Origin of the sequence: Baekduia sp., assembly GCF_035318805.1 — a bacterium.
Classification (GTDB): domain Bacteria; phylum Actinomycetota; class Thermoleophilia; order Solirubrobacterales; family Solirubrobacteraceae; genus Baekduia.
Map to the genome: position 1 here is coordinate 1 of NZ_DATHDY010000074.1, position 25,358 is coordinate 25,358.

A 25,358-nucleotide genomic window follows, 5' to 3' on the forward strand; every position below is an offset into this window, starting at 1 on the left:
CCGCGGCGTCGACGTCAGCGGCCTGAAGCTCAGCGCCAACGCGCACCTGATCATGCCCTACCACCTGCTCCTCGACATGGAGGGCGAGCAGAAGCTGGGCAAGAACCTCATCGGCACGACCAAGCGCGGCATCGGCCCGGCGTACGCCGACAAGGCGGCCCGCCTCGGCATCCGCGTGCAGGACATGCTCGACGAGCGCATCCTCAAGAAGAAGATCGCCGCCGCGCTGGAGCCCAAGCGCCAGCAGCTGCGGCCCTTCGCGCGCGAGATCGACCTGCAGACGATGACCGAGCAGTACCTCACCTACGGCCACCGCCTCGAGCAGCACATCGCCGACACGTCGGCGCTGGCCTGGCGCGCGCTGGACGACAACAAGCACATCCTCTTCGAGGGCGCCCAGGGCGCGCTGCTGGACATCGACCACGGCACCTATCCGTTCGTGACGTCGTCGAACCCCGTCGCCGGCGCGGCGGCCGTCGGCGCCGGCGTCGGCCCGCGCGACATCGCCGAGGTGTGGGGCGTGACCAAGGCCTACGCCACGCGCGTCGGCGCCGGGCCGTTCCCGTCGGAGCTCCACGACGACGTCGGCGAGCAGATCCGCCAGAAGGGCGGCGAGTTCGGCACGACCACCGGCCGCGCGCGCCGCACCGGCTGGCTCGACGTCGTCGCGCTGCGCTACGCCACGCGCCTCAACTCGCTGTCGGCGCTGGCCGTCACCAAGCTCGACGTGCTCAGCGGCTTCGACACGATCAGCGTCTGCACGCAGTACCGCGGCACCCGTGACGAGGACTTCGTCACCGACACGTTCCCCTACCACCAGTCGGTGCTGCACCACGCCGAAGGCGTCTACACCGAGCTGCCCGGCTGGACCGAGGACCTCTCCGACATCCGCTCCTACGCCGACCTGCCGGAGAACGCGAAGAAGTACCTCGCGTTCGTCGAGGAGGCCGTCGGCGTGCCGATCGTCCTGATCGGCGTCGGCCCCGGCCGCGAGCAGATCATCTGGACCGAGGCCGCCAAGGACTCCGCGCTGGCCGCGGACGCCATGGCCGCGGCGTCGGCCTAGCGCGGCCGGCGGGCGCAAGGGCTCTCACCGTGGCGACCGATCAACCCGTGCGCGGTGCCGTGCTGGGCCTGGGCATGATCGGCCGCCATCACGCCCGCATCCTCCAGTCCGACGCCGGGATGCGCTTCGCCGGCGCGGTCGACCCGGGCGGCGACCGCTTCGGCGCGCTGCGCGATCCCGCGCTCCTGTTCGGCTCGGTCCACGAGCTGCTCGCCGCGTCCGGCGGGCCGCCGGACTTCGCCGTCGTCGCCGTGCCGACCGAGGAGCACCTGCCGGCCGTTCGCGAGCTCGCCGCCGCGGGCGTCCACGTGCTCGTCGAGAAGCCGCTGGCGGCGACCGCCGACGAGGCGCGCGAGATCATCGACATCGTCCGCGACGCCGGCCTGCACGGCGCCGTCGGCCACGTCGAGCGCTGCAACCCGGCGCTGCTGGAGCTGCGCCGGCGCGTCAACGACGGTCAGCTCGGCGAGGTGTTCCTGGTGGCCACCGAGCGCGTCGGGCCGTTCCCGGACCGCGTGCGCGACGTCGGCGTCGTCAAGGACCTCGCGACCCACGACCTCGACCTCGTCCGCTGGCTCGGCGGCGGGCGCGTGGACCGCGTGGCGGCGCAGACGCAGCACCGGATGGGGCGCGCGCACGAGGATCTCGTCCTCGTCACCGGCCAGCTCGAGGGCGGTGTGGCGTTCAACTCCGTCGTCGACTGGCTGACCCCGATGAAGGTGCGCCGCACCCGCATCCTCGGCGAGCGCGGGATGCTCGTCGCCGACACGCTGCGCGCCGACCTCATGTTCTACGAGAACGCCGACGTGCCGACCCAGGGCTGGCCGGCGATGCAGGCGCTGCGCGGCGTCGCCGAGGGCGACATGACGCGCTACGCGCTGACGCGCCACGAGCCCCTCGCCGTCGAGCTGCAGGCGTTCTGCGCGCTCATCCGCGGCGAGGACGACGCGCTCGTCGTCACGCTCGAGGAGGGCCTGGAGACCGTGGCCGTGGCCGAGGCCGTACTGGCGAGCGCGGCGTCCGGGCAGACCGTCGTCGTGCGGGCGAGCGCGTGAAGGTCGTCGTAGTCGCGGGCACAACGCCGAGCGGCCGGATCGGTCTCCGCTGATGCGCGTCGTCGTCGTTGCGCTGGGCAAGGTGGGGCTGCCGCTGGCGGCGCGGATCGCGCTGGCCGGCCACGAGGTCGTCGGCGCCGACGTCGACGAGCGCGTGGTCGACCTCGTCAACGCCGGCGAGGCGCCCTTCCCCAACGAGGCCGGTCTGCCGGAGGCGCTGGCCGAGACCGTCGCCGACGGCCGTCTGCGCGCGGTGACCGACACGGCCGCTGCGGTGGCCGAGGGCCCCGCGCTCGTCATCGCGGTGCCGCCCCTGGTGGTCGACGCCAGCGCGCGCCCGGACTGGATCACGCTCGACGCGGTGATCGCCGACATCGGGCGCGGCCTGCAGCGCAACGATCCGCCGACGGTCGTGTCGGTGGAGACGACGGTGCCAGTGGGGACGACGCGCGGCCGCTTGGCGCCCGGGCTGAGCGCCGCCTCGGGGCTAGCCGAGGGCGAGGACTTCCACGTCGTCTTCAGCCCGGAGCGCATCTTCAGCGGACGCGTCATCGCCGATCTGGACAACTACCCCAAGTTGGTCGGCGGCCTGAGCGCCGCGGGCGAGGCGCGCGGGATGGAGTTGTACGCCTCGTTCCTCGACGCCGAGGTCCGCGGCCTCGGCTCGGCGGAGGCGGCCGAGCTGAGCAAGCTCGCCGAGACCGCCTACCGCGACATCAACATCGCCTTTGCCAACGAGCTGGCCCGCTACGCCGACCGCCTCGGCGTCGACGTGCTGTCGGTCATCGACGCCGCCAACTCCCAGCCCTACAGCCACGTGCACCGGCCGGGCATCGCGGTCGGCGGGCACTGCATCCCCGTCTACCCGCGGTTCCTGCTGGCCGGTGACGCCGACGCGCGGCTGCCGCTCGCCGCCCGCGAGATCAACGAGCGGATGCCGGCCTACGCGGCCGACCTCGCCGGCGACGTCCGCGGCAAGCGCGCGCTGATCCTCGGGGTCGCCTACCGCGGCGGCGTCAAGGAGACGGCGTTCTCCGGCGCCTTCGCACTGAAGGACGCGCTGGCCCGGCGCGGCGCGGTGGTCCTGGCCGCCGACCCGCTGTTCTCCGACGACGAGTTGCGGGAGCTGGACTTCGTGCCGTGGGACGGGACCAGCCCGATCGACGCCGCGCTCGTCCAGGCCGACCACCAGGAGTATGCGCTGCTCGGGTCGGGCGACCTGCCCGGCGTGCAGACGATCGTCGACGGTCGCGGCGTGCTCGACGCCGCGCGCTTCCCCGGCGTCCCGGTGCACCGCATCGGCCGTCCGGAGGGCTCCGCGCAGGACCCCGGGTCGTCGATCGCGCCGCGCAGCTAGCGCCGCTACGCCAGGTCGTCGATCGCCGCGACGACCCGCTCGCCCGCGCGCCCGTCGCCGTAGAGCTCGGGGCGCTGCGCCGGAGGTGTGCGGTGCAGCGCAGCGTGCGCGGCGTCGCGGTCGAGGTCGACCAGGACGTTCCACCCCATGTCGACCGTCTCCACCCACTCGGTCGTGTCACGCATCGTCACGCAGGGCACGCCGGCGAAGTAGGCCTCCTTCTGCACGCCGCCGGAGTCGGTGAGCACCGCGCGGGCGTTGGTCAGCAGCGACGTGAAGGCCATGTAGCCCAGCGGCGGCGCGAGTCGGATGTGGTCGGCCTCCTGCAGCTCGTCGAGCCAGCCGGCCGCATCCAGGCGCGCGCCCGTGCGAGGGTGCAGCGGGAAGACGACCGGCTCGTCGCCGGCCAGCAGCAGGTCCACCAACTTGCGCAGCCGCTCGGGGACGTCCACGTTGCCGGCCCGGTGCGACGTCGCCAGGACGTACTCGCCGGGCGCCACGCCCGCGTCGCGCAGCGGATGGTGGTCGGCCTTCGCACGCGGCTGGAACAGAAGCGCGACGTCGACCATCACGTCGCCGACGAGCACCGCGCGTCCGGCGACCGACTCGCGCGCCAGGTTGTCCATCGCGGTCTGCGACGGGGTGAGCAGCAGCGCGGACAGGTGGTCGGTGAGGACGCGGTTGAGCTCCTCGGGCATCCGGCGATCGAACGAGCGCATGCCCGCCTCGACGTGGACGACCGGGATGTTGGCCTGCGCCGCGGCGAGGCCACCGGCGACCGTCGAGTTCGTGTCGCCGTAGACGAGCACGACGTTGGGCTGCTCCTCCGCCAACAGCGGGCCGAGCCCGGCGAGCATGCGCGCCGTCTGGTCGGTGTTCGTGCCGCCGGAGATGTGCAGCTGGCGCTCGGGCCGCGGGACCTGCAGCTCCTCGAAGAAGATGGCCGACAGCTCGTCGTCGTGGTGCTGCCCCGTGTGGACGAGGTGCTCGTCGTGGCGCTCGCGCAGCAGGCGCGAGACGGCCGCGGCCTTGACGAACTGCGGCCGGTTGCCGATGACGGTGACGATCCTCAAGATGGTGTCCTACGCGCCCAGCGCGTCGCGCACGTGCGCGGAGAAGGCGTCGGCGGCGGCCTGGGTCAGCGGCCCAGGGGCCGCGGGCAGCTCGTCGTCGTCGATGCGCGCGATGGCCTGCACCTCGCGCGTCGTGGAGGCCAGGAACGCCTCCGTAGCGCCGCGCAGCTCCTCGCGCGTGATGACCTCCTCGCGGGCGCCGGGCAGCAGGGCGAGGAGGCGCCGGCGGGTGATCGAGTCCAGGACGCGGTCGCTCAGCGGCGGTGTGACGAGCGTCGTGCCGTCCAGCGACGCGAACAGCGCGGACGTCGGGCCCTCCAGGACGCGGCCGTGCGGGGTGACGAGCAGCGCCTCGTCGGCGCCGGTCTCCTGGGCGAGGCGACCGGCGAGCATGTTCCCCGCGTAGCTCAGCGACTTCACGCCGTCCAGCACGCGCGGCGGGACGTACTCGATCGAGGCGAGCGCCAGCGGCCGGTCGTGGGCGGGCACCACCTCGACGAGGCCGACGCGCCGGCCGCCGCGGGTGACCAGGAAGCGCACGGCGCCCTCCAGCGGGCCGGCCTCGGCCAGCAGCGCGTCGATGTCGGCCTGCACGGCGCTCAGGTCGATCTCCAGGCGCAGGTTCTTGGCCGAGTTGGCCATGCGGCGCAGGTGATCCTCGAAGGCGAACGGCCGGCCGCCGTAGACACGGATCACCTCGAAGACGCCGTCGCCGCGCAGCAACCCGGTGTCGGTGACCGGGATCGTCGCCTCGTCGGCGGGCAGGACGTGGCCGTCGACGACGGCAAGCGCGGTGAGGGCCATCGGCCCATCCTATGTGGCGGTCAGCGCCTCCACCCTGACAGCGGGCAGCCGCAGCCGGGCGAGCGTTCCGCCGCCGGCCGCCGCCTCGAGCGCCACCGAGCCGTCGTGCGCCTCGGCCACCTGGCGCACGATCGCGAGCCCGAGGCCCGACCCGGGGCGGCCGCGGGCGTTGGCACCGCGATGGAAGCGGTCGAAGACGTGGGGGAGGTCGTCGGGGTCGATGCCCGGCCCGTGGTCGCGGACGGTCAGCGTGCCGTCGCGCAGGGCGATCTCGACGAGGCCGCCGGGCGGCGAGTGCTTGGCGGCGTTGTCCAGGAGGTTGTTGATGGCGCGCGCGAGCCGCTCCGGCGCACCCTCCACCGAGCACGGCTCGGTCGTCAGCGTGAAGCGCAATCCGGGCGCGTGGCGGCGCGCGCGCTGGACCGACTCACAGGCCAACGCGTCGAGCCGGACGTCCTCGACGGCGGGGTCGGGGACGTCGCCCCGCGCGAGGTCGATGAGGTCGCCGATGAGCGCGGTCAGCTCCTCGGCCTGGTCCACGACCTCGCCCGCGATCAGCCGGCGCTCGTCGTCGGGGACGTAGGCGGCGTCGCGCAGCAGCTCGCCGTTGGTGCGCAGCGACGTGACCGGCGTGCGCAGCTCGTGCGAGGCGTCGGCGACGAGCTGGCGCTGGGCGGCCAGCGAGTCGGCCAGCGCTCCCTGGGAGAGGGCGAGCTCGTGCTCGGTGGGCGCGGCGACGGGCCGGGAGAGGAGCCGCCCGGCCAGCGCGGCCAGCGCCGTTCCGAAGACCGTGAGGAGCGCGAGGACGATCTGGAGGCGCGAGAGCGCCCGGTCGACGCTGGCCAGCGACCGCGCGAACTGGACCGCGCCACGGCCGGGCAGCCCGACGGTGAGCATCCGCACGTGGACGCCGTCGGCCTGGGCGTCCTGCAGGACGCGGCCGCCGTGGGTCGACGCCGCGAGCCGCCGGGCCGTCGCGGTGATCGGCAGCGGTGGGTCGGTCGCGGCCATCGGCCGCCGGAGCACCGCGCCGTGGGTGTCGAGGAACTGGACGTAGCCGGCCGGCGTGCCGGAGCGCCGCGGCGGCTCGGGCACGCGCCGCGGGAGCGTGCGGTTCACGCCCAACTGGAGCCGGGACAGCTGCCGACCCTGGTCGCGCAGCGAGTCGTCGATCTGCCCGCGCAGCTCGCCGCGCATCACGAAGAAGCAGACGACGGAGGCCAGTACGAGCGTCGCCCCGACCACCAGCGCGGACATGAGCGTCACGCGCCGGCGCAGGGTCACGTCGGCTCCTCCCGCAGGATGTACCCGACACCGCGGACCGTGTGGAGCAGGCGCGGCTCGCCCGCCGCCTCCGTCTTGCGGCGCAGGTACCCCATGTAGACGCCGAGGACGTTCGACGTCGCGCCGAAGTCATAGCCCCAGACCTGCTCGAAGACCGTCGAGCGCTCCAGGACCTGCCGCGGATGGCGGAGGAAGAGCTCGAGCAGCCCGTATTCGGTGCGGGAGAGCTCGAGGCGGCGCTCGCCGCGCCAGACGTCGCGCGTGGCGGGCTCGAGGCGCAGGTCGCCGAAGCGCAGCTCGTCGGTCGGGCCGTCGACGCGGCGCAGCAGCGCCCGCAGCCGGGCCTTGAGCTCGCGGAGCGCGAACGGCTTGACGAGGTAGTCGTCGGCGCCGGCGTCGAGGCCGGCGACGCGGTCGTCGACCGCGTCGCGCGCGGTCAGCATCAGCACCGGCGTGCGGTCGCCGGCGGCGCGCAGCCGCCGGCACGCCTCGAGGCCGTCGAGGGTGGGCATGCTGACGTCGAGGACGACCGCGTCGTAGCGCGCGGCGGCGATCAGCTCCAGCGCCTCGCGCCCGTCCTCCGCGAGGTCGACGTCGTAGCGCTCCAGGTTCAGCGCGCGATGCAGGGACGTGCGCACGGCCATCTCGTCGTCGACCACCAGGACTCGCATGCCGTGCAGGGTGGCGGCCGAACCTTGGAAGATGCTGAGAGCGGCTCCGCGACCGCTAACGTCGCCGCCTCACGTGCGCACGCTCGTCATCTCCGACCTCCACATCGGGTCCCGGTTGGGGCGCGACGTGCTGCGCCGCGGGGCGGCGCTCGACGCGCTGCTGTGCGCCCTCGACGACGTGGACCGGCTGGTGCTGCTCGGCGACGTCGTGGAGTTGGCCGAGGGGCGCGCGGCGCGGGCGATGGAGATCGCCGGACCGGTGCTGCGGGCGGTGGGAGCCCGGATGGGCGCCGGCCGCGAGATCGTCCTCGTGCCCGGCAATCACGACGCGGCGCTGGTGCGCCCGTGGGTGAGGAGGCTGGGAACGCCGCTGCCGGTCGACGCGGCGATGCCGCCGGACGCCACGCCGGCGCTGGCGCGCATCGTGGGCTGGCTCGCGCCCGCGGCCGTGCACGTCCACTACCCGGGCGTGTGGCTGTCGTCGCGGGTGTGGGCGACTCATGGTCATTATCTCGATCGGCACCTGCTGCCCGAGTCGGCGTTCGGCGTGGCGCGCGGGCTGCTGGGGCGGCTGCCGCACGACGGCGCGACCGCGAACGACTACGAGCAGGGCGGCCCGTCGCTGACGCGGCTGGAGGCCTCGCTGACCCGCTGGCTGCCGCTGCCGCCGGCCGCACTGGTCGACGACGTGGCCAACTACCTGCGCGCCGCGACGATGCCGGGGCGATCGGACGCGCCGCTGGGGCATCTGCTGTCGCCGCTGACGTCCCGGATCCTCGGCGCGCAGATGCGGCGAGCGTCGATGCCGGCGCTGGCGCGCGTCGTCCACCGGCTGGGTGTCGAGGCCGACTGGGTCGTCTTCGGGCACGTGCACCGGCTGGGGCCGCTGCCGGGCGACGACGCGTCGTTCTGGGCGGGGGCCGACGGGCGGCTGCGGATCGCCAACACCGGCTCGTGGGTCTACGAGCCGCTGCTGCTGCACCACGCGGTGCCGCCGCATCCGTACTGGCCCGGGGGCGCGATCGTGCTGGAGGACGAGGGCGACCCGCAGGCGGTCGGCCTCCTGGACGGCCTGGGGGCCGGGGCGCGGCCGGCCCGCGGCGGGTGGGCGCGCGTCAGCTCCTGAGGGTGCGCAGCGCCTCGAGCATGCCGTGCAGGTGCGCGGCGGCGTTCTCGATGTCGGTGTAGTCGCGCTGCGCCGCGCGCGACTCGGCGGAGAGCACGGCGCAGCGGTGGATGTCGGCGAAGTCGCCGTAGGGGAACTTGTAGTGGCCCTTGGTCTCGGGGTTCTGCTCGTCGTCGACGCCGAGGTGCCAGCGGCCGTACTCGGCGTAGCCGTGCTCCTCGATAAACGCGTTCTCCTCGGCGGCCGAGGGCTGGTGCTCGCTCCAGTCGTCGCGCTCGTCGAGCACGACGTGCTGCTCCTCGACCAGCTTGCGTGCGTGGTCGTAGCCCGGCCGGTGCAGGTGGACGGCCATGATCGTGTCGCTCCCTCTTCGCAGGTTCGCCCTCGCCAGTAGGCCGCTGGCGCAGGGCGCAATGGCGGGCTTTGCCGTGAACGTCGCCGTCCCACCTCTGAGACCGTGCAGCACATCCGGCGGGGCGATCTCGATGTGTGCATGCTCATGACGGCCGCGTTCTGGTGGCTGTACTTCGATGTGCACGCGCGGCGGACGCTGGAGCGCCTGCGGACCGCGGGGGACGAGCGCGGGCGTCTCGGCCGGGACCTGAGCTACTTGTACGTGTTGCTGATGGAGGCCGCCGAGGAGCGCCGGCTTCAGCGCGCGGACGCGGTCGAGGAGGCCCCGGTCGGCAGCCTGCCGGCCCCGTCCTCCTAGACTCGCCCGAGTGCGCCGGACCCTCACGGCAGTCGTCCTGCTCCTCGCCGGCGTGCTGCCCGCGGTGGCGGTGGCGAGCTGGTGGGCCTACGGCGAGGCGACCGACACCGAGCGCTTCCTGGAGACCGCGCGGCCGCTGAGCACCGACGCGACCGTGCAGCGCGCCGTCGCCGACGAGCTGGTCGCCGCGGCGAACGCCGAGCTCGGCTCGCTGCCCGTGCCGGTCCCGGGCGGGACGACGGCGCTGCGCGCGCAGGTGCGGTCCATCGCCGAGCGGCTGGTGGCGTCGAGCGCGTATCGGGAGAGCTTCCTGGCCGTGCTGCGCACGACGCACGCGCGCCTGGTGGCGCGGCTCGAGGGCGACGTGGATGCGCGGCTGACCATGGACCTCGGCCGGATCGCGACGGTGCTCCGTGCGCGCGTGCGGGCCGCGGGGCTGCCGGCCGAGGTGGCCGACGCGATCCGCGACCCCGCCCCGGTGGTCCTCGCCGATCGCGCCGAGATGCGTCGCACCCGCGACGCCACCGACCGGATCCGGATCGTCCGCGCCTTCTCGATCCCGGGCGCGATCGTGGCGCTGCTGCTCGTCGCGCTGACCGCGCCGGGCCTGGCGAGCGGCGTGCTGCGCGTCGCGGCGTGCCTGGCGGTGTCGACGCTCCTGCTCGTGGCGGCCTGGCTCGTGGCCCGCGCGGTCATCGCGGCCGACAGCTCCTCGCGGGACCTGGCCCTGGCCGTCTATGACGTGCTGACGCGCCCGCTGCGCGGGTGGGTGATCGGCGGTACGGTCGGCGCGGTGGCGCTCGCCGCGGTCGGGGGAGGACTGCGTGTGGCCCATGGCGCTCGGGTAGACCGCAGGCCATGACCAGCACGCGCGCAGGACGCCGGCGCAAGAGCCCGCTCGGGCCCCTCGTCGAGCGAGTCGAGGCCGCCGGTGGCCTGGACGGCCCGGCCCGGGCGGTCGCCGCCCGCGTCCGCAAGGCCGCGGCGCCGACGCCGGTGAAGGAGGCGCTGAGCGGCACGTGGCTGGGCCACGCCCTCCATCCCGTGCTGACCGACGTCGCGATCGGCTCGCTGCTCAGCGCGACGATGCTCGACGTGCTCGGCGGCGACGACGGCGGCCGGGCACGGCGGCGGCTCATCGCGATCGGGATCGTCGCTGCCGGACCGACCGCCATGACCGGCGCCAACGACTGGGCCGACTCGGAGTACGGTCACGACGGCGTGCGCCGCGTCGGCCTCGTCCACGCGGCCTGCAACACCGGGGCGCTGACGCTGTACGGCGCCTCCCTGGCGGCGCGCCGGGGCGGCCGCCGCGGCCGCGGGACCCTGCTGGGGCTGGGCGGCGCGACGATGCTCATGGCCAGCGGCTATCTCGGCGGGCACCTGACCTTCGCCCAGGGCATCGGCCCCGACCAGACGGTCTACGACCCCGGACCGGCCGAGTGGACCGCGGCCAGTGACGCCGCCGGCGTGACGGCCGGCCGGCCGACGCGCGTGGTCGTCGACGACACGCCGATCCTGCTGCTGCGCGACGGGGCGGAGCTCTTCGCCCTCCACGACCGCTGCTCGCACCGCGGATGCTCGCTGGCCGAGGGCCGGGTCGAGGACGACGAGATCGTCTGCCCCTGCCACGGCTCCCGCTTCGCCCGCGCCGACGGCGCGGTCCGGCGCGGGCCGGCCACCGCGCCGCAGCCGACGTTCGAGGTGCGCGAGCGCGGCGGCGCGCTGGAGGTGCGGCGCCGCGTTCCTGGGTGAGCTCGACCGGCCACGGATTCCTGAGATTCGTGTGATGTCGGCAATGTGAGTCAGAACGACCAGCTCGCCTTCGCCATCGAGACCGGACGGTTCTTCGCACGGACCTACGCCATGCCGCCCGCCACGGGCGTCGTCGCCGGACGCGCTGACCATCGGACACGGCGACGCCCTGCACCCCGCGCTCGGAGCGCTCGCCTGGATGGCCGGGCGCCTGTTGATCTTCGTGCCGCTCGCGCTGCGGGCGTTCCGCCGGACCTGAGGCTCTTCCCGCCGCCGGCGAAGGCTCGTATCATCTGCTACGAGACCCATACCTACGGAGGTGCGAGATGACCACCTACCACGTCGAGCTCACGGCCGAGGAGCTGAAGCTCACACACTCGGCTCTGCGGTCCCTGCTCGCCGACCTCAGCCACGACGATCACGAGCTCTTGGACATCATCCGCGGGGTGCTCGCGAAGATGCCGCCGGCCGAGGAGATCGCGGCGATTCGCATCGAACCGTCGCGCCGGCGCAGGACTCCTGCGTAATCCCGCCCGTCACGTCTGCCGGTCCATCAGCCACATCCCGCGGAGGCTCACGGCGTAGCTGTCGGGCAGGGTGGCGATGCAGGCGGCCACGTCGCCGCAGCTCGGACAGCGGAGCACGAGACCGGCGCCGCGATACAGCTGATGGTCGCCGATGCGGTTCCGCGCCCTGCACGACTGGCACACGCGCTCCGTGCTCGTCACCTCCCGGGCGAAGATCTCCTCGAGAAGCCCGGCGATCGCGTTTCCGTCGGTGTGCATGGTCAGCCTCCGGTGACGACGCGCTGCTCGCGAACGATCTCGAGGTCCTCGACCCGCAGCCGGCGAACGTCGAGCTCCTCGATCGTCAGGTGCTTGATCGCCGCGCGGCCGATGGCCAGGCGTCCGATCGCCAGGGCGCCGATCGCCCCCGCGCCCATGGCCAGGGCGCCGATCGCCATGGGCCCGCGCAGGCTCGGGCCGCTGGCGGTCACGCCGGTGACGCGCAGCGGCACGGCGTCGAGCCGGGTTCTGCTTCGCTTGGTCGACATGGATCCGACTGTACGCCGCGAGCAGCGGCGAGCCGATCGCGTACCCGCGACGGGACGTCGGCGGCCCGGACGCGATCGCTGACCCTCGAGCGCCGCCGCTGAGGCCGGGGCGCTCAGGCGGTGTTCGCGGCGGGCCGCGCGACGACATCTGCGCCCGCGAGCCGATCGCCGCAGGTCGTGCAGTGGACGTCCTGAAGGGCCGTGCCGCCGCAGTCGCGGTGCTCGAAGTGCACCGGAGGACCGTCGGGCGCGGCCCATCGATCGCCCCACGCCGAGAGCGCGAGGACGATCGGCTGCAGCTCGAGGCCGCGCGGGGTCAGGACATACTCCTGATGGCCGGCGTGACCGGGCACCGGGCGTCGCTCCATCAGCCCCGCGGCGACGAAGTCGTCGAGACGTTTGTTGAGGATGTTGCTCGCCACTCCGAGGCTGCGCTGGAACTCGGCGAACCGCGTCATCCCGCGCAGGGCGGCGTCACGGACGATGAGCAGGCTCCAGCGTTCGCCGATCAGCTCGAGCGCGCGCGCCGCGGAGCAGTCCTGGTTGTCGTAGGTCCGGCCGAGCACGAGCACCCACGCTATCACCGACTTGCGTCATGCAAGCCTACGTCGTAGGCTCCTGGCATCATGCAAGCACATCACAACTCCGACACCTCCGCCTCCGAGGTCGTCCGCGCCTATCTCACGTCGTTCTACGACGGCGACTTCGACGGCGCGCAGGCCCTCGTCGCCGACGACTTCGCGTTCGACGGCCCGTTCGTGTCGGTCACCGGCAAGGAGGCGTTCTTCGCCAGCGCCGAAGGCCTGCGGAGGATCACCCGAGGCCACCGCCTGCTTCGTCATTGGGAAGACGCCGGCGAGGTCTGCTCGATCTACGAGGTCGACCTCGCCACGCCGGTCGCCGAGGGCTCGGTGCTCATGACCGAGTGGCACGTCGTGCGCGACGGGCGGCTGGCGTCGGGGCGCGTGGTGTTCGACAGCGCCGCATTCCGCGCGCTGCTCCCGGCGGCGTAGCTCGTCGAAGCGCCGCGGGCGGGACGACCGGCAATCGGCCGCCCCGCCTGCTGCTCTACCGCACCAGCTGCGGGCCCTTGAAGTCCTGGGACTTCGTGGTCCGCTTGGCCTTCAGCGTCTCGGTGTTGTCGGTGAGGTCGTTGTCACGCATGACCAGCCGGGCCGTGGCGTTGGCCGCGTTGTCGGCGAACTGACCCATGGCCTGGGTGTTGAGGTTGGCCAGGGTGTCGCACGCCTGGTGGTAGCACTTGTCGTACGCCACACCCGCGGTGCCGCCGTACTTGGCGACCTGCTCCTCGGACTTGATGCCCTCGGCGCCGGCGAAGATGCCGCCCGACGGGATCCCTGCATCGGTGAACGCGACGGAGTCGGAGCGCCCGTCGAACGGGATCGTCCCGCTCGCCAGCCCGCGACCGGCCCAGTAGCCGGTGAACAACGACTCGATGATGTCCGAGCCGGTCGGCCCCTCGTTGCCGGGGAAGTCCGAGCCGTCGCCGTCATAGACGAACCGCGCGAAGTTCGGCGAGGCCATCATGTCGAAGTCGAGCATCGCCATGATCTCGTCGGTCTGGTCCTGAGACAGCGACGCGACGTAGGCCGCCGAGCCCAGCAGACCTTCCTCCTCGGCCCCGAAGAACAGGAACCGCAGGTGGTTGGTCGGGTTCTTGACCGCCTTGGCGTACTGCAGGGCCATCTCCAGGTCCTGCGACGTGCCGGAGCCGTCGTCGTTGATCCCGGGGCCGGCGACGACCGAATCCAGGTGCGAGCCGACGGCCACGGTGTGGTCGGCGCGCCCGGACGGGGCGTCGGCGATCACGTTGTAGGTCGCGCGGTTCTCCGACAGCGTCGAGGTCGTGACGTGCACCGTGGTGGTTCCGGCCTGCGCCAGGTCGGCGAGCTCGTTGCCGACGTCGAAGCTGGTGCCGACGACCGGGATGTCGATCGGGTCGCCGAGGGTGCCGCTGAGCGCCTCCGTCCGGCCCGGCTGGCCCTCGTTGAAGATCACCACGGCCGACGCGCCGGCGGTCTTGGCGTTCTGCGCCTTGGCGCCGAAGGTGCACGTGCCGCGCTGGACCAGCGCGACCGCGCCCGCCGGGAACCCGGCGAAGTCCGCGGCCTCACAGCCGCTGGTGTTCGACGACGGCGTCGGCCCGGGCGGGAGGACGAGGTCGATGGGCACGATGTCACCGGTCACGTCGCCGCTGCCGGAGAAGTCCATCGTGTTGAAGTCGGTCGCATGCTCGTAGGTCCGGGCGGTGGGAGCCGTGCGCTCGAAGGTCGACGGCGCGAGCTCCTGGAAGTACGGGAACGTGAACGGCTGGACGTTGACCGCGTAGCCGGCATTCCGAAGCTGCCCGACGACGTAGTCGCGCGACTGGTCGAAGCCGCGGGTGCCCGAGGCGCGGGTACACGGTAGGGGTACCGTAGGCGGCCAGCGAGGCCGAGGCCCACGACGCCGCCGGAGGTGGGCCCCCAGTCGCGATAGCGACACAGTCTCCTAGCATGCGCCCATGAACGACCCTGCGCCGCGCGCCGGTCCGGCGCTCGTCCACTGGATGGGCATCGCCGACGCGAACGCCGGCGGCTCGGTGCACGGCGGGACCATCATGAAGCTCTGCGACGAGGCAGCCGGCCTGGTCGCGATCCGCCACAGCCACTGCCGGGTCGTCACGGCCGCGGTCGATCGCATGACGTTCCTGGTTCCCGTCTACGTCGGGGAGCTCGTGTCCTTCTTCGCCGCCGTCAACGCGGTGTGGAACACGTCGATGGAGGTCGGCGTGCGCGTCGAGGCCGAGAACCCGCGGACCGGCGAGGTCCGCCACACCAACAGCGCCTACCTCACGATGGTCGCGCTGGACCCCGACGGCCGTCCCGCGCGCGTCCCGCCGCTGACCGCGTCCACCCCGGACGCGATCCGCCGCGAGGGCGAGGCGCAGGTGCGCCGTCGCAACCGCCTCGCCGAGCGCGACACGCTCCGCGTGGCGCGCGAGGTGGAGGCCACGAGCGAGGGTGGCTCGCGCGCGTGAAGGATCTCGCGTCTGTCCGCAGGTGCGGATGAGGTGCTTGCGGCACCGCTGGTGAGGTTCTGGTCAAGGTGTGATGATGTCGCCGGAAGGCCTCCCTGCGCCGTAACCTCCTCGGTCGGTGTTCGTCACCGACAACCGGTGGGGCGACTTGATCAGCGACATGCACCACGATCCCGACCCTGCTGACCCCGTGAGCGAGGACACCGACGTGAGCATCGATCCGCGTGTCACCTGGCTGCGCAACGGGCTCTGGATCGCCGCGTTCGCCAGTCTCGGGCTCACCGACGGACGAGGCTGGATTTCGATCGTGCTGTTCGCCGTCGCCGTCGCGGTGTCATGGCGTGTCGACAAGCTGGAGCATCCCGAGGAGCACCGCAGCTGACGCCGCCGCCCATGCAGGCCTGAGGCCACCGCAGGCGCCGCAGTCAGACCGCCGAGGCGTGCAACCGGAACCGCGACTCGGCGCCCGCCCGATCGGGTTCGGACCACAGGGCGAGCGTCAGGAGCACGCGTGCCTTGACGGGCGCGAGCGCACCGCCATCCAGCAGCCCGATGCGGTGCAGGTCCCGTTCGGAGCCCGGGAACCCGTAGGTCTCGTGCAACAGCCGTCCCGAGCCGGTGCGTGTCGTGGCCACGACGGGCATCCGCGTCACGGCGTCGGCGAGCGGCCCGACGAGGAGCGCGGGCACGTGACCCGCTCCCATCGCCGCCAGCACGAGACCCTGGAACCCCGCGTCGGCGATGGCTTCCAGCTGCCGGCCCGAATCCCCGAGGAGCGCCGTGACGAGCGCGACGCTCGGCGGCTCGCCGCCGGACGGCTCGAGGGGCGGAAGGCGTTCCCCGGGCGGCGTCGTGAACCGCGGGACGGCCTCGTCGACCGAGCCCAGCGGTCCGGTGTTGGGAGATCTGAACGCGCTCGGAGAGGTGCTGTGCGCCTTCACCACGTCGCTCGCGCTGAAGATCTGGCCGGCGAACACCACCAGGCACCCGCGCTGGCGTGCGTCCGGCGCGACCGCGACGGCGACCGCCGCCAGGAGGTTGGCGGGGCCGTCGGCGCCCGCGGCGCTCGCCGGCCGCATCGCCCCGGTCACGACGAGTGGCTCGGGACGGTCCCAGAGGAGGTCGAAGGCGTACGCCGTCTCCTCCAGCGAGTCGGTCCCCTGGGTCACGACGATCCCCCGCGCCCCCGCGTCGACCCGGGCACGGGCCGTCTCGACCAGGGCCACGACGTCGGCGAAGCCCAGCGACGCGCCCGGGAGCATCCGGACGCTCTCGGCGGCGACGTCGGCGATCTCGTCGAGGCCGGGCACGGCGGCGACGAGCGCGGCCGCGGTGAGGTGCGGGGCCACTCCCTCGTGGTCGGCGACCGGTCCCATCGCGATGGTCCCGCCCAGACCGAGCACGCCCACGCGGGGCAGAAGTCCGCGACGGTCGAAAGGCGGCGGGGCCGCAGGTCGGTCCATGAGGAACAACGGTATACGATCTATCGCATGCAAGAAAGCATCGTGGGCGGCCTCGCGCCGTCGGGGCAGGCGAGGGGCGGGCGACGCGACTTCCCGCGGGCACGCGTGGGGCTGCACATCGACGGCCGCGAGGAAGAGGCCGCCGGCGGCGCGACGTTCGAGCTGCGCAACCCCGCGACCGGCGAGCTCCTGGCCGAGGTCGCCGCCGGCACGCCCGCCGACGTCGATCGCGCCGTCGACGCCGCACGGCGCGCGTTCGAGGACGGGCGCTGGGCGGGCCGCGCGCCGGCCGAGCGCCACCGCATCCTCATGGCCGCCGCAGCATTGCTGCGCGACCGCGTGCCGGAGCTCGCGCGCTGGGAGACGCTGCAGATCGGCCGGCCGCTGCGCGAGATGCGCGCCCAGCTGGCTCGTGTTCCGGAGTGGCTGGAGTACTTCGGCGCCGTCGCCCACACCAGCGAGGGCGCGCTCCCGCAGTTCGGCGGCAGCCACGTCAACCTGGTGACGCACCGTCCGGTCGGCGTGGCGGGGCTCATCACCCCGTGGAACCACCCGCTGCTCATCACCATGAAGAAGCTCGCCGCCGCGCTGGCCGCCGGCAACTCGCTGGTGATCAAGCCCTCGGAGCTCGGCCCCGCCGTGCCGCTCGAGCTGGCGCGGACCCTCGAAGCGGCCGGGGTGCCGGCCGGCGTCGTCAACGTCGTGCCGGGCCTAGCGGAGGCGGGCCGCGCGCTGAGCGAGCACCGTGGGATCGACCGGATCGACGTCACGGGCGGCACGCAGACCGGCCGGGCGGTCGCCGCGGCGGCGGGCCGCAACCTCATCCCGGTGGCCGCCGAGCTCGGCGGCAAGGGCGCCGTGATCGTGCTGGAGGACGCCGACCCGGACGTCGCGGCGGCCGGCGCGCTCTTCGCCGGCTTCGTCGCCACGGGCCAGACGTGCGTGCAGGGCAGCCGGCTGCTCGTGCACGCGAGCCTCTTCGACGAAGTCGTGGAACGGGTGGCCGACCGCGCCGAGGCGCTGCGCCTGGGCGACCCGCAGGACCCGCGGACGCAGATCGGGCCGCTCGTGTCCGCGCGCCAGCGCGATCACGTCGCGCAGGCCGTGGAGCAGGCCCGCGCCGACGGCGCTCGCGTCCTGGCCGGCGGCCGCATCCCCGACGACCCCGTGCTGGCCCAGGGCTCCTACTACCGCCCGACCGTGCTCGGCGATCTCACCCGCGAGATGGAGATCTGGCGCGAGGAGGTCTTCGGCCCGATCGTCGTCGCGATGGCGTTCGCCGACGACGAGGAGGCCGTCGCGCTGGCCAACGACTCCGACTACGGCCTCGCGGCCTCGGTGTGGACGGCCGACGCGGCCCGCGCGCTGCGCCTCGCCGAACGCCTCGACATCGGCATCGTGTGGGTCAACGACCACCACCGCATCGACCCGTCGTCGCCGTGGAGCGGGCGCAAGGACAGCGGGCTGGGCCAGGAGAACGGCCTCGACGCGTACCGTGCCTACACCGTGGCGCAGAGCATCGTGCTCAACACGGCGGGCGCGCCCGCCGACTGGTTTGCCACCGACGAGGAGCTGCGGTACTCATGAGCGAGTTCGACCTGGCGGTGCGTGGCGGCATGGTCGTCACCGAGCACGGCCGCGCGCGCCTGGACGTCCACGTCGCCGGCGGGCGCATCGCGCACGTCGGTACGCCGAAGCCCGCGCGCGAGGAGATCGACGCCGCCGGGCTGCTCGTCCTGCCGGGCATGGTGGAGACGCACGCCCACCTGATGGACCCGGGCGACAGCATGCGCGAGGACTTCCCCTCCGGGACCGCCGCGGCGGCCGCCAACGGGGTGACCACGATCCTCGAGCACACGCACGGCCACCCCGTGCGCACCGCCGAGGACCTCGCCGCCAAGCGCGCGCACCTCGAGGGCCGCTCGCTCATCGACTACGGGCTCGTCGCCCACGCGTGGCCGGGCATGGCCGGGCACGCCGAGGAGCTCTGGCGGGCCGGCACGGCGTACTTCAAGCTCTTCACCTGCACGACGCACGGCATCCCCGGCCACGATGCGGCGAGCCTGCTGGAGTGGTTCGGGCGCCTCGCACGACTCGGCGCGCACGCGCTCGTCCACTGCGAGGACGAGGCCCTGACCGCTGCGGCGGAGGCGCTCCTGCAGGCCGACGGCCGCGAGGACCCGCGCATCGTTCCGGAGTGGCGCAATCGCAGCGCCGAAGAGGTCGCCGCCGCGACCGTCGGCGTGCTCAGCCGCCACGCCGGCGCAGCCGTCGGGATCGCGCACTGCAGCTCGCCGGCCGTCGTCGCGCTGATCGACCGCGAGCGATCGGCGGGCGCACGGCTCGCTGCCGAGGCCTGCCCGCAGTACTTCCTGCTGCGCGAGCAGGACATCGACGAGCACGGCCCGCTGCGCAAGTTCACGCCGCCGGCGCGCGCCCGCATCGACGCCGACGAGGACGACATGTGGCGCCTGCTGCGCTCAGGGCAGCTCAGCTTCCTCTCCTCCGACCACGCACCGAGCACCGTCGAGCAGAAGCACGCCGGCTCGATCTGGCAGTGCCACTTCGGCCTGCCGGGGCTCGACACGACCATGCCGTTGCTGCTCGACGCCGCCGCCCGCGGCAAGCTCGCGCTGGAGGACGTCGTGCGCGTGTACAGCACGGCGCCCGCACGCCACTACGGCCTGTGGCCGCGCAAGGGCGCGCTGGAGCCTGGCGCCGACGCCGACCTCGCGCTCGTCGACCCGACGGCGGTGTGGGAGCTGCGCAACGACCAGGTCCGCTCCAAGGCGGGCTGGACCCCGTACGCGGGCCGCGAGGTGCGGGGCCGCGTCGTGCGCACGGTGCTGCGCGGCGCGACGATCGCCGACCAGGGCGAGCTGGTCGGCACGCCGGCCGGCCGGTTCCTGCCCGGCGCGGGCGCGCGCCCGTAGCCGGGCGCGCCCCGCGGACCTGGGCCTAGGTCTCCGCGCCGGCGCCGGCGCCGGCGCCGACCGCGCGCAGCGCGTCGAGCGTGTCGTCGGCGCCGATCACCCAGCCGAACGAGGCGTCGAGCACGCGGCGTGCCGCGTCGTCGAGCTCGGCGCCCATCATCGAGTCCACACCCTCGTCGAGGATGAAGACGGCGAAGTCGCGCACCGCGGCGGCGACGCTCGTCGCGAGGATGCACGAGTTGGTGTTGACGCCCAGCACGATCAGGCCGTCATGGCCGCCCGATCGGAGGATGAACTCCAGATCCGTCCCGATGAAGCAGTCGTAGCGCTTCTTCGTGGTGACGTAGACGTCGCCGTCGGCGACGAGCTGGGGCATCATCTGGAGGCCGGGCAACCCCTCGAGGTTGTGCTCGGCGATGTTGGTGCGCTTGCTGCCCGGCCGCTGGGCCTGGAACGACCAGTACGGGTTGGACAGGATCTCGGCCCGATCCCGGTAGGCCGTGATGACGTGCACGATCGGCACGTCGAGCTCGCGCGCCGCGTCGAGGAACACCCGGCAGCGCTCGACGAGGGCGGCGGAGCGGTCGGCCGGCAGCGGCAGCGTGGCGACCTCGGGATCCAGGTGCCCCCGATGCAGGTCGACGGTGACGATGGCTGGGTTGCGGACGAGGCGGCTGAAGGCCTCGCGGGCGTCGTTGGATCGCATCTGGATGTCTCCTAGGAGGTCGCCGCGCCGGTGGCGAAGTGCTTGGGGCCTTGCATGTACTCGCGGATCCACCAGGAGTGCCACACGAAGCGCACGACCTCTCCCGCGTCGTGGCCGTAGGCACCCTGCGCGACCAGCCCGTCGACGACCGCCGCGTCGGCGTCGGGAAGCTCGAGCGCGATCGTGGTCAGCGCGAGCGGGACGTTGGTGAACCCGGGCTCGTAGGTCGGGTCGCTGCGCAGCTCGCGGTCGGCCTTGATGTCGCGGTTGACGAACATGCCGGGGTTGCGCTGGTTGGAGAACGAGGCGAGCTCGCGGCGGCCCTCGAGCAGCGCCCAGTCCGCCTCGACGCCCTGCATGACCGTCAGCGCGAGCGGCTTGAGCTCGAAGCTGCTGGTGGCCATGACGTCGGCGCCGCACACGTTGGGAACGGCGAGGAGATCCATGAGCGCCAGGAGCTCGACGTAGTCGCCGGCCGTCGCGGTGTTCTCGGCGATGAACGGCCGGCCGGCGGCGTCCACGCCCGTGTGCATGAAGAAGTTGAACGAGTCGTGCACGTCATCCGGCGTCAACCCGTACTCGCGCTGCGCCTCGGCCTGGATGTCGTGGCAGTTCGTATGGACGGGCAGCCCGTACTGGTACTCGAACAGGAACCCGCTGCAGCGCGGGTACAGGATGTCGTTGGTCCCGGCGGTGTCCTCCACGATCGCCGCCATGGGCCGCTCGCGCGGGGGTGCCGACCAGAGGAAGTCGCCGACGCTCGGATGCAGCCCGTGCATGTGGCGGGTGCGCCCGGTGTGGAAGAACTCCTTGTAGTCGACCAGGTTGAAGCAGTTGAAGTCGGCGCACTGGCCGCCCACCGTCTGGGCGATGCGCAGCACCTGGCCGCGGCGCAGCTCGAGCGCCTTGCCCGTGCCCGGCTCGATGGTCACCTCGCGCAGGACCTCGCGGTCCGGCGGCGCGGCATGGCGCGGCCGGTCGGCAGAGGCCGGCGGCGACGCGCTCTCGGGGTCGACGAAGCGGCGCAGCCCCTCGAGGAGCGCCTGCTCGCGATCGGCGAGCCCGAGTCGTGAGACGGTCGCGTCCACCAGCTCGAGCTGCTGCTGGTTGAGGCGGATGGCGATGGTGTTCGGCATGGGTCCTTACGGGTGAGTGATCACGCCGGCACGGGCGAGGGCGCCCGTGCCGGCGGTTGTCGGCCTACGGCTTGTAGCTGTCGGGCTCGCGGAGCTTGCTGATGTCCACGGTCGCGAGGTTGTCCTTGGTCACCGGGACGAGCGGGACGCTGACGGTGTCGCTCGGCGGCTTCGTGCCGGCGATCAGCTTGTCGGCCTCGCGGACGGCCAGGCGCCCGACCAGCACGGTCTGCTGGGCGACCACGTAGTTCACGCAGCCCTCCTCGAGCAGGGCCTCGGCCTCACGTCCGAGGACCGCCGTCAGCACCTGGGTCTTCCCGCAGCGCTTGGCCTCCTGCACGGCCTTGGCCGCGCCGACGCCCACGGTGTCGTCCGCGCCGTACACGAGGTCGAGCTTCGGGGTGCGCTGAAGGAAGTCCGACGCGATCGTCACGCCCTGCTCCACTGCCGGGTCGGACGCCTTCTCCGAGACGATCTTGATGTTGGTGCTCTTGATGTCGTCGGTGAAGCACTTCCAGCGGTCGGTCGTCCAAGGCGCGCCGGCGGGCCCGGTCAGGGCGGCCATCGTCCCGCCGTCGGGCAGGAGCTCCTGAGCGCCCTTGGCCATCGCGTGGCCGACGTCGCAATGGCTGGAGGACACCGACACGTCGGCGCCCGGGAAATGATCGCCCGCCCCGACGACCGGGACGTTGGCGGCCTTGACCTGCGCCAGCGAGCCGGTGAGCGTCGTCGGGTCGGCTGGATCGATCAGGACTGCCTTGACGCCTTGGACTCCAAGGTTCTCGAACTGCGACGCCTGCTTGTCGACGTTGGCATAGCCGCCGGCGTCACGGATCTCCAGCGTGTAGCCGAGCTTCTTGGCCTCGTCCTTCATGCCGTAGAGCATCGCCGTGAAGAACGGCCCCTGGACCGTCGGGACCGACACGCCGATCTTGCCCTTGCCGCCGCCGGAGCTGGACCCCGACGAGGTTCCCTCGTCGCTCGAGCCGCACGCGGCGAGTGCGGCGGCGCTGGTCAGGAGACCTGCCAGAAGCGCCGCGCGACTGCGCATTGATGTGATCATGAACCGTCCTCCGTAGGTGCTGGGGCTGATGTGACGCCGTTGCCGGGCGTCCGGGTCACGTCTCCTCACCGCGACCCCTGCTGATCCGCCGGTCGATCGCGATGACCGCCACGAGCGCCACGCCGAGGATCAGAAGCTGGGTGTACGAGCTGACGTTGAGCAGGTTCAGCCCGTTGGACAGGATGCTCACGAAGGCCACCCCGAAGAGGACGCCGACGATGGAGCCTCGTCCACCGAAGAGGGAGACGCCGCCGATCACGACCGCGGCGACGGATTCGAGCGCCAGGCTGGCGCCGAGCGTCGGCTGGCCGGAGGAGACGCGGGCCGTCAGGACGACCGCGCCGCAGGCCGCGAAGAACGAGCAGACGACGTACGCCACGGCCGTGACCACGCGGACGTCCACGCCGGCCAGTCGCGCGGCCTCGGCGTTGCCGCCGACGGCGTAGAGGTAGCGGCCGAGGCGCGTGTGGCGCAGGACGGCGTACCCCAGGAGGAACGCGCACGCCGCGATGACCACCGGCAGCGGCACGCCGGCGACGCGGGTCAACGCGATCTTCGTGAAGCCGGACGGCAGTCCGGCGATCGGGGTCCCGCCGCTCCAGCTCAGGGCGAGGCCCGAGGCGACCGACAGCATCGCCAGCGTCGCCACGAACGGCACCACGCGCAGAACCGTGATGACCAGCCCGTTGACCAGCCCGACGCCGACGCCGGTGCCCAGCCCGGCGAGGATCCCCACGGGGATGCTCGTGTCCTTCATGACGATCGCCGTCACGACGCTCGAGAGCGCCACCGTCGACCCGACCGACAGGTCGATCCCGGCGCTGAGCACGACAAAACACTGGCCGAACGCGACCAGGGCGAGCGCCGCCGCCTGGAGGCCCACGTTCTGGAAGTTCGCGACGGTGAAGAAGACGCTCGACTGGACCGTGAAGAAGACCATGAGCGCGAGCACCGCCAATGGCAGGCCGGCATCGCGCGGGTCGATGCGCCGCAGTCGCGCCAGCCGGTCCCCTTCGTCGCCGGAGCGGTCCGCCTCGGTCTCCGCGCTGGTCGCGCTCATCGCTCGTCCTCGGTCTGGTCGGAGCGGGCCACATGGCCGGCGAACGCCGCCGTGAGGATCCGCCGGTCGTCGAATTGGTCGTGGGTGAGCTCGTCGTGGATGCGGCCGCTCGACATCACGAGGATCCGGTGGGCCACGTTGACCACCTCCGGGAGCTCGGACGACACGAGGATCACGGCCGCCCCACGACCGGCCGCCTCGTGGACGAGCCGGTAGACCTCACGCTTGGCGCCGACGTCGATGCCGCGCGTCGGCTCGTCGAAGATCAGCACGCGCGGGTTCGTCAGCAGCGCCTTGCCGATGACGATCTTCTGCTGGTTGCCGCCCGACAGCGTCCGCACCTCGGCGTCGAGCGAGCCGCGCAGCTGCAGCGCCCGGCTGATCTCGCCGGTCTCGCGCTCCATCGCGCCGCGGCGCATCACGCCGCCCGGCGTGAAGCGCCGCATCGACGGCAGGGCGATGTTCTCGCGGCCCGACAGGCCGAGCACCAGGCCCTGCTCCTTCCGGTCCTCGGGGAGGTACGCGATGCCCGCGCGGATGGCGTCGCGCGGCGATCGGAGCCTCACCGGCGCGCCGGCGATCTCCACGGTGCCGGCGTCGGCCGGCTCGGCACCGTACAGCGCGCGCATGACCTCCGAGCGGCCGGCGCCGATCAGGCCGGAGAACCCGAGCACCTCGCCGGCGCGGACGTCGAACGAGATGTCGGAGAAGGCGCGACGGCGGCTCAGGCCTCGCACGCGCAGCAGGGGCTCGCCGATCCGGTCGTTGCGGGGCGGGAAGAGGTCCCCCGCCGGGCGGCCGAGCATCAGCTCGATCATGCGCGGCAGGTCGAGCTCCGCCGTCGGTGCCGTGGTGACGTGCCGGCCGCCACGCAGGACCGTGACCCGGTCGGCGATCCGACGGATCTCGTCGAGCCTGTGCGACACATACAGGACGGTGCGCCCCTGGGTGCGCAGCTCGTCGATGAGCTCGAGGAGGCGGTCGGCGTCGCGGTCGGGCAGCGACGCCGTGGGCTCGTCCATGATGATGAGCGGCGCGTCGAGGGCCATCGCGCGACCGATCTCCAGCAGCTGCTTCTGCGCGGTGCTCAGGTCGCCTGCGCGCGCCGAGACCGGGATGCCCGCAGCGTCGAGCCGGGTGAGCACCTCGCGGGCGCGGCGGTTGCCGCGGCGCCGGGCGAGGATCTGGCGCCCGGGGCCGATCGTCGGCTCCTCGCCGAGCAGGATGTTGTCGGCGACCGTGAGCCATGGCTGAGTGGTCAGCTCTTGAAAGATGCCGACGACGCCCCGGCGGCGCGCGTCGCCGGGGTTCGCGAGCGTGACCGGCGCGCCGTCGATGGCCACGGTGCCCTCGTCGGGCCGCGTCGCGCCGGTCATGATGCGGATGAGCGTGGACTTGCCGGCGCCGTTCTCGCCGATCAGCCCGTGCACCTCGCCGCGGCGCAGCTCCAGCGACACGCCGGAGAGCGCGGTGACGCCGGGGTACCGCTTCGTCACCCCGTCGACGGCGAGGAAGGTCTCAGCCACGACGCTCGGGGATGTACGCCACGGCCTGGACCTCGAGCAGCGAGGCGGGCGTGGGCAGGAGCTCGGCGACCCGCACGACCGTGCTGGCCGGCGGGTTCGGGAAGTACGTGGCCCGAACCGCGTTGTAGATCGGGAAGTCCCGGAGGTCGACGAAGTACTGCGTCAGGTTGACGACGTCGTCCATCGTCCCCCCGGCCTCGCCGAGCACCCGCTGCAGCTGCTCCATGACGAACCAGGACTGCGCGGCGATCGGGCCGTCCTTGGAGTCCACCGACATCTCGCCCGTCTCGCCGAGCGCCGTTCGAGCCTCGGCCGGGAGGTCGGCGTAGCCGCTGATCGTGCGTCCCGCGACGGTGTCGACGGCGATGATCCCGGCCAGGTACACGAGGTCGCCCGCCCGCCGGTAGGGGGCATAGCGAGCGAGGGGTGGGAGGACTTCAGCGGTCATGGGGCCTTCTGCGATATACGGTATAC

Annotated in this window: 29 protein-coding genes; 13 read left to right on the plus strand and 16 right to left on the minus strand. The window is 73.0% G+C overall.

Features of this window, described 5'->3' with window-relative positions; translation table 11 throughout:
• The 3 genes from VK501_RS16785 to VK501_RS16795 form a co-directional block, all read left to right on the plus strand.
• Window positions 1-1,066: adenylosuccinate synthase (locus tag VK501_RS16785; protein ID WP_324339311.1), on the plus strand; the 1,066-nt coding region annotated here is incomplete at its 5' end.
• Between the two features lie 29 nt (window positions 1,067-1,095).
• The gene (locus VK501_RS16790) at window positions 1,096-2,121 is read left to right on the plus strand and encodes a Gfo/Idh/MocA family oxidoreductase (protein WP_324339313.1); all 1,026 of its coding nucleotides are present in this window, start codon (window positions 1,096-1,098) and stop codon (window positions 2,119-2,121) included.
• A 52-nt stretch (window positions 2,122-2,173) separates the two neighbouring features.
• Window positions 2,174-3,478, plus strand: a complete 1,305-nt coding sequence (locus VK501_RS16795) for a nucleotide sugar dehydrogenase (RefSeq protein WP_324339315.1) — start codon at window positions 2,174-2,176, stop codon at window positions 3,476-3,478.
• 5 nt (window positions 3,479-3,483) lie between these two features.
• Here VK501_RS16795 and wecB read toward each other — a convergent pair whose 3' ends face one another.
• The 4 genes from wecB to VK501_RS16815 are packed head-to-tail and all read right to left on the minus strand — an operon-like array spanning window position 3,484 to window position 7,310.
• Window positions 3,484-4,551, minus strand: a complete 1,068-nt coding sequence (gene wecB, locus VK501_RS16800; protein ID WP_324339317.1) for a non-hydrolyzing UDP-N-acetylglucosamine 2-epimerase — start codon at window positions 4,549-4,551, stop codon at window positions 3,484-3,486.
• 9 nt (window positions 4,552-4,560) lie between these two features.
• Window positions 4,561-5,355 (minus strand): aminotransferase class IV, encoded by a 795-nt coding sequence (locus VK501_RS16805; protein ID WP_324339319.1) that lies wholly within the window; start codon window positions 5,353-5,355, stop codon window positions 4,561-4,563.
• 9 nt (window positions 5,356-5,364) lie between these two features.
• Window positions 5,365-6,639, minus strand: coding sequence for a HAMP domain-containing sensor histidine kinase (locus tag VK501_RS16810; protein ID WP_324339321.1), 1,275 nt, complete (start codon window positions 6,637-6,639; stop codon window positions 5,365-5,367).
• Window positions 6,636-7,310: a response regulator transcription factor gene (locus VK501_RS16815; RefSeq protein WP_324339322.1), complete on the minus strand. Its 675-nt coding sequence runs from the start codon at window positions 7,308-7,310 to the stop codon at window positions 6,636-6,638. Before VK501_RS16815 ends, VK501_RS16810 begins: the two co-directional genes overlap by 4 nt.
• A gap of 73 nt (window positions 7,311-7,383) precedes the next feature.
• On the opposite strand from VK501_RS16815, the gene VK501_RS16820 reads away from it, so the two are divergent.
• Entirely contained in the window at window positions 7,384-8,436 is a 1,053-nt protein-coding gene (locus tag VK501_RS16820; RefSeq protein ID WP_324339324.1) for a metallophosphoesterase, read from the plus strand.
• Here the strand turns inward: VK501_RS16820 and VK501_RS16825 are convergent.
• Window positions 8,426-8,788: a hypothetical protein gene (locus VK501_RS16825; protein WP_324339326.1), complete on the minus strand. Its 363-nt coding sequence runs from the start codon at window positions 8,786-8,788 to the stop codon at window positions 8,426-8,428. The genes VK501_RS16820 and VK501_RS16825 overlap by 11 nt on opposite strands.
• Window positions 8,789-8,935: 147 nt before the next feature.
• On the opposite strand from VK501_RS16825, the gene VK501_RS16830 reads away from it, so the two are divergent.
• The 4 genes from VK501_RS16830 (at window position 8,936) to VK501_RS16845 (ending at window position 11,430) form a co-directional block, all read left to right on the plus strand.
• Entirely contained in the window at window positions 8,936-9,148 is a 213-nt protein-coding gene (locus VK501_RS16830) for a hypothetical protein (protein ID WP_324339328.1), read from the plus strand.
• A 10-nt stretch (window positions 9,149-9,158) separates the two neighbouring features.
• Complete coding sequence (locus VK501_RS16835) at window positions 9,159-10,010, plus strand: hypothetical protein (protein WP_324339330.1); 852 nt, start codon at window positions 9,159-9,161, stop codon at window positions 10,008-10,010.
• On the plus strand, window positions 10,007-10,903 hold the full coding sequence (locus VK501_RS16840; RefSeq protein WP_324339332.1) for a Rieske (2Fe-2S) protein: 897 nt from the start codon (window positions 10,007-10,009) through the stop codon (window positions 10,901-10,903). Before VK501_RS16835 ends, VK501_RS16840 begins: the two co-directional genes overlap by 4 nt.
• A 326-nt stretch (window positions 10,904-11,229) precedes the next feature.
• Window positions 11,230-11,430 carry a hypothetical protein gene (locus tag VK501_RS16845; RefSeq protein WP_324339334.1) on the plus strand — a complete coding sequence of 67 codons (201 nt, stop codon included), beginning with the start codon at window positions 11,230-11,232 and terminating at the stop codon, window positions 11,428-11,430.
• A gap of 9 nt (window positions 11,431-11,439) precedes the next feature.
• On the opposite strand, the gene VK501_RS16850 is transcribed toward VK501_RS16845, so the two are convergent.
• The 3 genes from VK501_RS16850 to VK501_RS16860 form a co-directional block, all read right to left on the minus strand.
• Window positions 11,440-11,688 carry a DUF6510 family protein gene (locus VK501_RS16850; protein WP_324339336.1) on the minus strand — a complete coding sequence of 83 codons (249 nt, stop codon included), beginning with the start codon at window positions 11,686-11,688 and terminating at the stop codon, window positions 11,440-11,442.
• A 2-nt stretch (window positions 11,689-11,690) separates the two neighbouring features.
• On the minus strand, window positions 11,691-11,957 hold the full coding sequence (locus VK501_RS16855; protein WP_324339339.1) for a hypothetical protein: 267 nt from the start codon (window positions 11,955-11,957) through the stop codon (window positions 11,691-11,693).
• Between the two features lie 113 nt (window positions 11,958-12,070).
• Window positions 12,071-12,523: a helix-turn-helix domain-containing protein gene (locus VK501_RS16860; RefSeq protein ID WP_324339341.1), complete on the minus strand. Its 453-nt coding sequence runs from the start codon at window positions 12,521-12,523 to the stop codon at window positions 12,071-12,073.
• Window positions 12,524-12,583: 60 nt separating this feature from the next.
• Here VK501_RS16860 and VK501_RS16865 point away from each other — a divergent pair, with 60 nt between their 5' ends.
• The gene (locus tag VK501_RS16865) at window positions 12,584-12,970 is read left to right on the plus strand and encodes a nuclear transport factor 2 family protein (protein WP_324339343.1); all 387 of its coding nucleotides are present in this window, start codon (window positions 12,584-12,586) and stop codon (window positions 12,968-12,970) included.
• A 55-nt stretch (window positions 12,971-13,025) separates the two neighbouring features.
• On the opposite strand, the gene VK501_RS16870 is transcribed toward VK501_RS16865, so the two are convergent.
• A complete protein-coding gene (locus VK501_RS16870; RefSeq protein ID WP_324339345.1) occupies window positions 13,026-14,462 on the minus strand; it encodes a M28 family peptidase in 1,437 nt (478 codons plus the stop codon).
• Window positions 14,463-14,481: 19 nt separating this feature from the next.
• Here VK501_RS16870 and VK501_RS16875 point away from each other — a divergent pair, with 19 nt between their 5' ends.
• Window positions 14,482-14,997 (plus strand): acyl-CoA thioesterase, encoded by a 516-nt coding sequence (locus tag VK501_RS16875; RefSeq protein ID WP_324339347.1) that lies wholly within the window; start codon window positions 14,482-14,484, stop codon window positions 14,995-14,997.
• Between the two features lie 118 nt (window positions 14,998-15,115).
• Window positions 15,116-15,379, plus strand: coding sequence for a hypothetical protein (locus VK501_RS16880; RefSeq protein ID WP_324339348.1), 264 nt, complete (start codon window positions 15,116-15,118; stop codon window positions 15,377-15,379).
• 43 nt (window positions 15,380-15,422) lie between these two features.
• On the opposite strand, the gene VK501_RS16885 is transcribed toward VK501_RS16880, so the two are convergent.
• The gene (locus VK501_RS16885) at window positions 15,423-16,406 is read right to left on the minus strand and encodes an asparaginase (RefSeq protein WP_324339350.1); all 984 of its coding nucleotides are present in this window, start codon (window positions 16,404-16,406) and stop codon (window positions 15,423-15,425) included.
• Window positions 16,407-16,487: 81 nt separating this feature from the next.
• On the opposite strand from VK501_RS16885, the gene VK501_RS16890 reads away from it, so the two are divergent.
• Window positions 16,488-18,047: an aldehyde dehydrogenase family protein gene (locus tag VK501_RS16890; RefSeq protein ID WP_324339352.1), complete on the plus strand. Its 1,560-nt coding sequence runs from the start codon at window positions 16,488-16,490 to the stop codon at window positions 18,045-18,047.
• Window positions 18,044-19,393 (plus strand): dihydroorotase family protein, encoded by a 1,350-nt coding sequence (locus VK501_RS16895; protein ID WP_324339354.1) that lies wholly within the window; start codon window positions 18,044-18,046, stop codon window positions 19,391-19,393. Before VK501_RS16890 ends, VK501_RS16895 begins: the two co-directional genes overlap by 4 nt.
• 25 nt (window positions 19,394-19,418) lie before the next feature.
• Here the strand turns inward: VK501_RS16895 and VK501_RS16900 are convergent, their stop codons facing one another.
• The 6 genes from VK501_RS16900 to VK501_RS16925 form a co-directional block, all read right to left on the minus strand.
• Window positions 19,419-20,099, minus strand: coding sequence for a cysteine hydrolase (locus tag VK501_RS16900; RefSeq protein WP_324339356.1), 681 nt, complete (start codon window positions 20,097-20,099; stop codon window positions 19,419-19,421).
• An 11-nt stretch (window positions 20,100-20,110) separates the two neighbouring features.
• Window positions 20,111-21,235: an urea carboxylase-associated family protein gene (locus VK501_RS16905; protein ID WP_324339358.1), complete on the minus strand. Its 1,125-nt coding sequence runs from the start codon at window positions 21,233-21,235 to the stop codon at window positions 20,111-20,113.
• A 64-nt stretch (window positions 21,236-21,299) separates the two neighbouring features.
• Window positions 21,300-22,286, minus strand: coding sequence for a sugar ABC transporter substrate-binding protein (locus VK501_RS16910; protein WP_324339360.1), 987 nt, complete (start codon window positions 22,284-22,286; stop codon window positions 21,300-21,302).
• A 67-nt stretch (window positions 22,287-22,353) separates the two neighbouring features.
• Window positions 22,354-23,358 (minus strand): ABC transporter permease, encoded by a 1,005-nt coding sequence (locus tag VK501_RS16915; protein ID WP_324339362.1) that lies wholly within the window; start codon window positions 23,356-23,358, stop codon window positions 22,354-22,356.
• Window positions 23,355-24,884 carry a sugar ABC transporter ATP-binding protein gene (locus VK501_RS16920; RefSeq protein ID WP_324339364.1) on the minus strand — a complete coding sequence of 510 codons (1,530 nt, stop codon included), beginning with the start codon at window positions 24,882-24,884 and terminating at the stop codon, window positions 23,355-23,357. Before VK501_RS16920 ends, VK501_RS16915 begins: the two co-directional genes overlap by 4 nt.
• Window positions 24,877-25,332 (minus strand): RidA family protein, encoded by a 456-nt coding sequence (locus tag VK501_RS16925; RefSeq protein WP_324339366.1) that lies wholly within the window; start codon window positions 25,330-25,332, stop codon window positions 24,877-24,879. Before VK501_RS16925 ends, VK501_RS16920 begins: the two co-directional genes overlap by 8 nt.
• Window positions 25,333-25,358 lie beyond the last annotated feature (26 nt).